Genomic DNA, 9,008 nt, shown 5'->3' with positions numbered 1-9,008 from the left:
CCATCTACTCCCGACCGCTCAGGCTACAGAGTCCAAGGGTGATCACTATATAAAGAAGAAAGAGACGTTATTCTAGCGCCTCAAAGCACGGTTATCCACAGTAAAAACTTCTTTTGTGCAAAAATATGAATAACCCGGATCAGGCCGCCAAAATCCATGATCTGGCTGACGCATACGTCATCAAAAGCCTGAAAAAACAGTTTAAAAACAACTTTTATTCATGGTTACCAACAGACCAAATCTATGTTTTATAATGATTAATTAAGATTAACCACAGAAAAAAACAGATAGTCATGGATGCAAAGCAGACCTACCTTACAAGCTCATTGTAATTTGGCCAGTGATTAGGGCCCGGCAAGATAATCACGTTAAAGGTGTAAAAATTGTTTGCAAGATAACCAGTAATTCCCTACACTTTCGCGTCTTGATTTTTTACCCGTGGATATCAGCCACCTCACGTACATCAGTGTAAGTAGGACTGAGGCAATGAAAAGAACATTCCAACCCAGCGTTCTGAAACGCAAACGTACTCACGGTTTCCGTGCTCGCATGGCCACCAAAAATGGTCGTCAGGTTCTGAACCGTCGTCGTGCTAAAGGTCGTAAGCGTCTGTCTGCTTAATTCAGACTCTGCATAAGGTCGCATGACTGAATGACCGACTTCCGATATCCCCGCCAGTTACGTCTGTTGACTGGCGGGGATTTCAAACGTGTATTCGACCGTGCGGTCGTCAAAGTACCAGACCAGCACCTGCTGATCCTGGCCCGCCCTAACGATCTCGGACATCCCCGGATCGGCTTTGTCATATCCAAGAAAAATGTCCGTCGGGCGGTGCAACGCAACCGTGTTCGGCGTATCATTCGCGAATCGTTTCGCCTGCACCAGCATCAACTCCCGGCATTGGACATGATCATTCTGGCCCGCAAGGGACTGGACGGTCTTGATAGCCCGGATTTGCATGCCATGATCAGGCGCTGCTGGACTCGTGCCGGCAAAAAAGCCCGAAAGCTCACATAACAAACTGATGGTTCTACCACCATGGATGTACAGCGAGTCATATTGATCGCCGCTCTGGCACTGGTCTCCTACCTGATGGTGCTGCAGTGGAATGAAGATTATGGTCCTGCCCAGCAACAGTCGCAGCAGCAGGTTACCACCGTTTCTGCCTACTCAAGCAATGGCACTTCACAAGGCACTTCCGAACTGCCCCAGGCTTCCGGAGCCTCAGCCAGTGCTGATATTCCGGTCACCGACAGCAGCGCACTCGCGCAAGCTGAAAGCGGCACCCTGATTCACATCCGTACCGATGTGCTGGACCTGCTTGTAGACCCCCGCGGAGGCGACATCATCCAGGCCGCCCTGCCGAAACACGATGCGGTACTGAACAGCGAACAGCCTTTCGTGCTGCTGGAACAGAACAGCAACCGTACTTATGTCGCTCAGAGTGGCCTGATCGGTCAGGATGGACCTGATGCTGCCAAGAGTGGTCGCCCGCTGTACAGCAGCAAGCTGACCGAATATGTGATGGAAGGTGACAGCCTGACCGTCGATCTGAACCTGACGACTGAGGCTGGAGTTCAGGTTACCAAGCGCTTCAACTTCACCAAGGGTGAATACAAGGTAGGTGTCGAATTCATCGTCAACAACGCCTCCGTCGAGCCATTCGATGCGGTGCTTTTCGGCCAGATAAAGCGCGACGGTTCACCTGACCCGTCTCAGCAGACCTCCATGGGCATGCAGTCCTATCTGGGTGCGGTATTCTCGACTACCGAGAACAACTACCAGAAAGTCGACTTCAGTGACATGGATGAAGAGCGCTTCAAGGCCAAAACTCAGGACGGCTGGGTGGCCATGGTTCAGCACTACTTCCTCAGTGCCTGGATCCCGGCACCGGGTGCCGAGTACACCTATGAGTCTCGCAAGATTAACGGCCAGTACCTGGTTGGCTTCCTGTCACCGGACTTCAGTGTTGCACCGGGTGAAACCCAGAGCGTCAGTGCGAGCTTCTATGCAGGCCCTAAAGATGTCGACCAGCTGGAGCAGATCGCCCCGAACCTGGATCTGACCATCGACTATGGCTGGCTGTGGTGGATCGCATCCCCATTGTACATGCTGCTGAAATGGATCCATTCCGTTGTCGGCAACTGGGGTCTGGCCATCATCGGTATCACCATTCTAGTTAAAGCCGCGCTGTTCCACCTGAACGCCAAGGCGTTCAAGTCCATGGCCAAGATGCGCAAGTTCGGCCCGGAAATGGCCCGCCTGAAGGAACTCTACGGCGACGACCGTCAGAAGATGTCCCAGGAAATGATGAAGCTGTACCAGAAGGAGAAAATCAATCCGCTGGGTGGCTGTCTGCCGATCCTGGTACAGATGCCGGTATTCATCGCCCTGTACTGGGTGCTGATGGAGTCCGTTGAGCTGCGTCACGCACCGTTCTACGGCTACATTCAGGACCTTTCGCAGATGGACCCGTACTTCATCCTGCCGATCCTGATGGGTGTGACTATGTTCATTCAGCAGATGCTGAACCCGACACCGCCGGATCCCATGCAGGCCAAGATGATGAAGATGCTGCCGATTGTGTTCACCTTCTTCTTCCTCTGGTTCCCGGCAGGTCTGGTTCTGTACTGGCTGGTTAACAACATCCTGTCGATCGCCCAGCAGTGGGTAATCAACAAGCAGATCGAAGCCGGCGAAGTCAAAGACTAACGTCCGCTTCCGCAGTAAAATAAAAGGCTCCTTCGGGAGCCTTTTTGCGTTTCAGGATCAGGAGACTCACATGCTCAGCACTCAACAGGACACCATCGCCGCCCAGGCCACACCACCCGGACGCGGCGGCGTCGGCATTATCCGGCTGTCCGGTCCACAGGCGCTGAGCATTGCCGAACAACTGCTGGGCTTTGTCCCCAAGCCACGCCACGCTCACTACACGCCCTTTACAGGCGAGGGCGGGCAGGTGCTGGATCAGGGCATAGCGCTGTATTTCCCCAACCCGCACTCCTTTACCGGTGAAGATGTGGTCGAGCTGCAAGGCCATGGCGGTCCGGTGATCATCGACCTGTTGCTTCAGCGCTGTATCTCGCTGGGTGCACGGCTGGCACGCCCCGGCGAGTTCTCCGAACGGGCCTTCCTTAATGACAAGCTCGACCTGGCCCAGGCCGAGGCGATCGCCGACCTGATCGACAGTTCATCCGAGCAGGCGGCGCGCTGTGCGCTGCGCTCCTTACAGGGAGCCTTCTCCGAGCGGGTGCATGCACTGGTGGAAGCACTGATTCAGCTCCGTATCTATGTCGAGGCCGCCATCGACTTCCCGGAAGAAGAAATCGACTTCCTTGCCGATGGCAAGGTGCAAAACGACCTTGACCTCATCCTGCAACAACTGGGTGAAGTGCGCCAGGAGGCGCGTCAGGGCAGTCTGCTCCGCGAAGGCATGAACGTGGTGATCGCCGGTCGCCCCAATGCCGGCAAGTCGAGTCTGCTCAACGCTCTGGCCGGACGCGAAACCGCCATTGTTACCGATATCGAAGGCACCACCCGCGATGTACTGCGCGAACATATCCACATTGACGGCATGCCGCTGCATATCATCGACACCGCGGGTCTGCGCGATGCGCCTGATGCCGTAGAGCGCATCGGCATCGATCGCGCCTGGGAAGAGATCCGCAAGGCCGACCGTATCCTGATGATGGTGGACAGCACCCGCTCGGCCACCACCGATCCGGCCGAGCTCTGGCCGGAGCTGGCCGATCATCTGGATGATTTCAGCCATGTCACCCTGATCCGCAACAAGGCCGACCTGACCGGCGAGCCCATCGGCCTGGAGCAGCAGGGCGAGTACACCCTGATCCGCCTCAGTGCCAAGGGCGGCGAAGGCGTCGATCAGTTGCGCCAGCACCTGAAAGAGGTGATGGGGTTCAGCAGTACCACCGAAGGCGGCTTCATGGCCCGGCGTCGCCATATCGATGCATTGGAGCGCGCCCGCGAGCTGCTGGATACCGGGGCTGAACAACTGCAGCTACATGGTGCTGGAGAACTGTTGGCCGAGGATCTGCGCCAGGCCCAGCAGGTACTGAGCGAGATTACCGGCGAGTTCACTTCCGATGACTTGCTGGGACGAATCTTCAGTTCTTTCTGCATCGGCAAGTGAGGACTGTGGCCGTCACAGGCTCAGGAACCCACGGGAAAGCCTCTCGACCCAACCGCGCATAGCACGTTTTGGTCAGCGCGCAATTGATCGATTAATCTGATCTTTTTCAATCAATCATTTGCGTTCATTTCAGCGTGCAACAATGTCACACTCGATCTGCACGTTTTGAGGAAACAAAGAATGCAGATCAAAAACAGCAGCTCTGGCTATGGCCTGGTGAGTATCCTGCTGCACTGGCTGATTGCCGTGACAATCTTCGGACTGACAGCCGCAGGGCTGTGGATGGTGGACCTGAACTATTACAGTCCCTGGTACAAGGCCGCTCCTTTCTGGCATAAAAGCATTGGTATAGCCTTGGCAGCCGCCTTGTTGCTTCGGCTGATCTGGCGTCTTGCATCCCCGGTTCCCGACTCGCCTGCAAACCATAAGCGCTGGGAGGTAGTACTCGCACACCTCATGCACCGGCTGCTCTACATACTACTGATCGCCATTCTGGCCAGCGGCTATCTGATTTCAACCGCCAAAGGGCAGGGTATCAGTGTGTTTGGATGGTTCGAGCTACCGGCATTGATATCCGGCATCCCCCGACAGGCGGACATAGCAGGTGAGCTACACTTCTGGTTTGCCATGGCGCTGCTGGGCTGCGTCACACTCCACGCCATCGGGGCGTTGAAACATCACTTTATCGACCATGATTCCACACTGATACGCATGTTGCGTCCGGGTTCCATTCAATCGAAGGAGAAATAAAATGAAAAAACTGCTTACGGGTGCTGCGCTGAGCTCACTGCTGGCGCTCTCTGCCACTGCATCTCAGGCTGCCGATTACGTCATCGACCGTGAAGGCCAGCATGCCTTTATCAACTTCAAGATCAGTCACCTCGGCTTCAGCTGGATGTATGGCAGCTTCAATGACTTCAGCGGTAAGTTCAGCTGGGATGCCAACGCTCCTGAGGCCAGTCAGATAGAAGTTGATCTGAAGACCGCCAGTGTCGATACCAATCATGCCGAGCGTGACAAGCACCTGCGCAGCAGCGATCTGTTGAATGTGGACGAAAACCCGACGGCCCGTTTTGTCTCCAAAAAGGTCTCCAGCACTGATGGTAAAACCCTGGATATTACCGGTGACCTGACACTCAATGGTGTCACGCGCGAGGTCAACGTCGATGCGGAATTCATCGGTGAAGGAGAAGATCCCTGGGGCGCGTATCGTGCCGGTTTTGCAGGCACTACCCGCATCAAACTCAAGGATTACAACATCATGATGAATCTGGGGCCGGCCTCTGAAGAGGTCGAGTTGATCATCAGCTTCGAAGGCATCCGCCAGTAAATCGACTGCAACACCGGCCGAGAAGCAGCCTGAGCTGTTTCTCGGCTTCACTTTTTATCGCCTGGTCTGAGCATCACACGCCCAATCCGGCTTATCTCCTCAGTTCCCCCGCACGACCAATCCACTGGAACGTCTGCTCCATCTTCCAAAATCAGACCTGAGTCATCAAAAATCCATTTCAACATCCTCTGTCCGGGGGCATATCCTTTAATCAGAACTTACCCACAGACGTTAAGAAAAATTTGTCCTGCGTGTTTACCCACAAGGTATTCTGGATTGCTGTGTCGATCGATCAGATAGCCACCAGACATGATTTCGAGATACATACGGGAGGATGAAACCGAGTACAACACACATAGTTATTAACATAATCACTGATCGCATGCTGTTGATTTATAATGTATTTTGGAGATATATCCGATATTTATAAAAAATTACACACAAAAGAGCAGCGACCTTTCCGAGTAAGTTATACAGACAATCAACAGGCTTATACACATGCGGAATCACAGAAAAAGTGAACAACATTTTTTCTATACACTCATACCCACAAGCTGTACATGTGTCATTCAGCGTTTGTTCAACGGACTATTCTATCCACATTTGCCTGGGCAGATCGTGTGTTTGTATCCCGAAACAGAGTGTGCATGGTCAGTGGATAGTTTGAACCTGTGCATAAACGGCCTGGTTACACACAGCCTGCCCCCACCCGTGACTCAGCCTGTACGCAAACGCTATACAAGGTTTGAAGATGGGTAAGTATCTGAAATGTATGGGTTAAGCAGAGGTACTCACGTAAAATGTGCTTCCCATATATAAAGCATAATAATCATCTTCTTATATAAAAGACTTTCTTATCTCTTTATATATAAGCTCATAGGCGTTCAGAGGTGAGCTGTTCAATCCTTGACCATTTCTTAAACGAAGACAGAAGGCTATACTTGTCAGCCTTTTCACCAGACCTCATCGGTCAACTCTAAACATGCAATTTTGTGAGGCCTTCTGTGGATTACCCTGACCACTTTGATGTAATCGTAATTGGTGGTGGACATGCCGGTACGGAGGCTGCGCTAGCGTCTGCTCGCATCGGCGCTAAAACGCTGCTGCTGACCCATAACATCGAAACTTTGGGGCAGATGTCCTGTAACCCCGCGATCGGGGGAATCGGCAAGAGTCACCTGGTCAAGGAAATTGATGCGCTTGATGGTGCCATGGCACGAGCGACCGACCGTGGCGGTATACAGTTCCGAGTGCTCAATGCTCGCAAGGGGCCTGCTGTGAGGGCTACGCGTGCTCAGGCAGACAGGATTTTGTACAAGGCGGCGATTCGCTCGATTCTGGAAAACCAGCCTAATCTGCAAATCTTCCAACAGGCAGCCGATGATCTGATCGTGGAGGGAGAAACAGTAAAGGGCGTCGTAACCCAAACCGGTATCCGCTTCCATGCCCGTTCTGTCGTTCTGACCGCGGGTACCTTCCTGGGTGGGGTCATTCATGTTGGCCTGGACAGCCATGCCGGCGGTCGTGCCGGTGATCCCCCGTCGATTCGACTGGCGCAGCGATTACGTGAGCTGCCGTTAAGAGTTGATCGTTTGAAGACAGGGACACCGCCCCGTATTGATGCCCGCAGTGTCGATTTCTCAGTGATGCAGCCACAGCCGGGTGATACGCCGACGCCGGTAATGTCATTCATGGGCTGTGTTGACGACCACCCGCAGCAGGTGAACTGCTACATCACGCACACCAACCTGCGCACGCATGACATCATCCGCGGAGGCCTGGATCGCTCGCCAATGTACACCGGCGTGATCGAGGGCATAGGGCCGCGTTACTGTCCATCCATCGAAGACAAGATCAACCGCTTTGCTGACAAGGACCAGCATCAGGTCTTCGTCGAACCCGAAGGGCTGACCACCCACGAGCTCTATCCCAACGGCATCTCAACCAGCCTGCCGTTCGATGTGCAGATGGAACTGGTGCGCTCCATTCGTGGCTTCGAGCATGCCCATATCACGCGACCGGGTTATGCCATCGAGTACGACTTCTTCAATCCCCAGGACCTGCGTCACACACTGGAAACCAAACATATCCAGGGGCTCTACTTTGCCGGTCAGATCAACGGTACGACCGGGTATGAAGAAGCGGGCGCTCAGGGACTGCTGGCCGGCTACAACGCTGCCGCCCGGGCATTGGACCGCGAAGCCTGGTATCCGCGTCGTGACGAGGCCTACATCGGCGTGATGGTCGACGACCTGATTACTCTGGGGACGTCCGAACCTTACCGCATGTTTACCAGTCGGGCTGAATACCGCCTCATCCTGCGCGAAGACAATGCCGACCTGCGTCTGACTGAAAAAGGCCGCGAACTGGGTCTGGTGGGTGATCAGCGCTGGGCACGCTTCGAGGCCAAACGAGAAGCGATGGAACAGGAGCTGCAACGGCTGAAAAACACCTGGGTGCATCCGAATACGCCGGAAGCCGAGCAGCTTGATGCCAAGCTCAAGACCGGGTTGAACCGGGAATACAATCTGGCTGATCTGATCAAGCGACCCGAGTTGAACTACACGGACGTGGCTAACCTCAAAGGCGAGCCGATCGAAGACGAGCAGGCGGCCGAGCAGGTCGAGATCCAACTCAAGTATTCCGGCTATATCGAGCGTCAGAAAGGCGAGATCGAACAGATGCGTCGTCAGGAGAATACCCGCCTGCCGGATGACTTTGATTACGAGCAGGTCAGCGGGTTGTCCAACGAACTGAAGCTGAAGCTTGGCCAGCAGCGCCCGGAGACGTTGGCACAGGCATCCCGCATCCAGGGCATGACCCCGGCGGCGATCTCGCTGCTGCTGGTGTACCTGAAAAAGCGTCAGCTCAACAAAAGCGTCAACAAGCAGGTAGCCGAGTAATGTCCGAATTTCGTGATCTTTTGCTGCGCGGCTTGAAACCGCTGCAGATTGAACTGGATCATCGCCAGATCGAGCGCCTGTTGGCTTACCACCAGATGTTGGTGAAGTGGAACAAGGCCTACAACCTGACGGCTGTCCGGGACCCTGCCGAGATGATCACTCGGCATTTGATTGACAGCCTCAGTGTGCTGCCCTGGATCGGCGAAGGCCGCCTGCTGGACGTGGGCAGCGGGCCGGGTCTGCCCGGTATTCCTCTGGCGATCTGCCGTCCCGATCTGCAGGTGACCACGCTGGACAGCAACGGCAAGAAGACCCGGTTTCAGGTCCAGGTGAAAGCTGAACTGGGCCTGGATAACCTGACCGTCATCAATGGGCGCGTCGAAGCGGTCGACGCCGAACCCTTTGACATGGTGATATCGCGTGCCTTTGCATCCATTGCCGACATGCTCAACTTAAGCGGACACCTGGCGGCTGATCAGGGTGTTTTTCTTGCCATGAAAGGGCTGTATCCTGATGCCGAGATTGAACAGATGCCGGCAGGTTTTACGTTGCGTGAAACGCACCGGCTGGAGTTGCCGGATACCGATGGCGAGCGGCACCTGCTGATTCTAGGGAGAGCATAGGC

The 9,008-nt window shown here is 54.5% G+C and carries 8 protein-coding genes; all 8 read left to right on the top strand.

The features are described from left to right. Positions 1-486: 486 nt before the first annotated feature. The 8 genes from rpmH to rsmG all read left to right on the top strand — a co-directional run bounded on the left by rpmH (position 487) and on the right by rsmG (position 9,006). Positions 487-621, top strand: coding sequence for a 50S ribosomal protein L34 (gene rpmH, locus LN244_RS16395; protein ID WP_010324470.1), 135 nt, complete (start codon positions 487-489; stop codon positions 619-621). 30 nt (positions 622-651) lie between these two features. After that, entirely contained in the window at positions 652-1,017 is a 366-nt protein-coding gene (gene rnpA, locus LN244_RS16390) for a ribonuclease P protein component (protein ID WP_239040819.1), read from the top strand. 21 nt (positions 1,018-1,038) lie between these two features. Further along, entirely contained in the window at positions 1,039-2,712 is a 1,674-nt protein-coding gene (gene yidC / locus LN244_RS16385) for a membrane protein insertase YidC (RefSeq protein WP_239040818.1), read from the top strand. Positions 2,713-2,782: 70 nt separating this feature from the next. After that, positions 2,783-4,150 carry a tRNA uridine-5-carboxymethylaminomethyl(34) synthesis GTPase MnmE gene (mnmE, locus tag LN244_RS16380; protein ID WP_239040817.1) on the top strand — a complete coding sequence of 456 codons (1,368 nt, stop codon included), beginning with the start codon at positions 2,783-2,785 and terminating at the stop codon, positions 4,148-4,150. 180 nt (positions 4,151-4,330) lie between these two features. Continuing rightward, positions 4,331-4,900, top strand: coding sequence for a cytochrome b (locus LN244_RS16375; RefSeq protein WP_239040816.1), 570 nt, complete (start codon positions 4,331-4,333; stop codon positions 4,898-4,900). 1 nt (position 4,901) lies between these two features. Further along, positions 4,902-5,480 carry a YceI family protein gene (locus LN244_RS16370; protein ID WP_239040815.1) on the top strand — a complete coding sequence of 193 codons (579 nt, stop codon included), beginning with the start codon at positions 4,902-4,904 and terminating at the stop codon, positions 5,478-5,480. Between the two features lie 1,004 nt (positions 5,481-6,484). Beyond that, positions 6,485-8,383 carry a tRNA uridine-5-carboxymethylaminomethyl(34) synthesis enzyme MnmG gene (gene mnmG / locus LN244_RS16365; RefSeq protein WP_239040814.1) on the top strand — a complete coding sequence of 633 codons (1,899 nt, stop codon included), beginning with the start codon at positions 6,485-6,487 and terminating at the stop codon, positions 8,381-8,383. Continuing rightward, positions 8,383-9,006: a 16S rRNA (guanine(527)-N(7))-methyltransferase RsmG gene (rsmG, locus tag LN244_RS16360; protein ID WP_239040813.1), complete on the top strand. Its 624-nt coding sequence runs from the start codon at positions 8,383-8,385 to the stop codon at positions 9,004-9,006. The genes mnmG and rsmG overlap by 1 nt, the downstream gene beginning before the upstream one ends. Positions 9,007-9,008 lie beyond the last annotated feature (2 nt).

Source organism: Marinobacterium sediminicola, assembly GCF_022343685.1.
Lineage (GTDB): Bacteria > Pseudomonadota > Gammaproteobacteria > Pseudomonadales > Balneatricaceae > Marinobacterium > Marinobacterium sediminicola.
Note: the sequence above shows the minus strand (reverse complement) of the source record. Positions and strands in the feature narration are given on the sequence as shown.